This is a genomic window from Streptococcus sp. HMSC062D07 (genome assembly GCF_001814215.1).
Lineage (GTDB): Bacteria > Bacillota > Bacilli > Lactobacillales > Streptococcaceae > Streptococcus > Streptococcus infantis_I.
The window spans coordinates 1-260 of sequence record NZ_KV815323.1; the positions used below are offsets into that span (position 1 = coordinate 1).

General features: G+C 52.7%; 3 tRNA genes. All 3 read right to left on the reverse strand.

The annotated features are described in order from the left end of the window. Positions 1-3: 3 nt before the first annotated feature. A tRNA-Phe gene (locus HMPREF2957_RS00565) sits at positions 4-76 on the reverse strand. A gap of 5 nt (positions 77-81) precedes the next feature. Beyond that, positions 82-155, reverse strand: a tRNA-Met gene (locus HMPREF2957_RS00570). Between the two features lie 14 nt (positions 156-169). Then, a tRNA-Ser gene (locus tag HMPREF2957_RS00575) sits at positions 170-259 on the reverse strand. Position 260: the final 1 nt, after the last annotated feature.

Genomic DNA, 260 nt, shown 5'->3' on the forward strand with positions numbered 1-260 from the left:
AAATGGCGCGAGACGGAATCGAACCGCCGACACATGGAGCTTCAATCCATTGCTCTACCAACTGAGCTACCGAGCCAAATATTGCGGGAGCAGGATTTGAACCTACGACCTTCGGGTTATGAGCCCGACGAGCTACCGAGCTGCTCCATCCCGCGTTAATAATAAATAAAGGAGGATGTGGGATTCGAACCCACGCACGCTTTTACACGCCTGACGGTTTTCAAGACCGTTCCCTTCAGCCGGACTTGGGTAATCCTCCA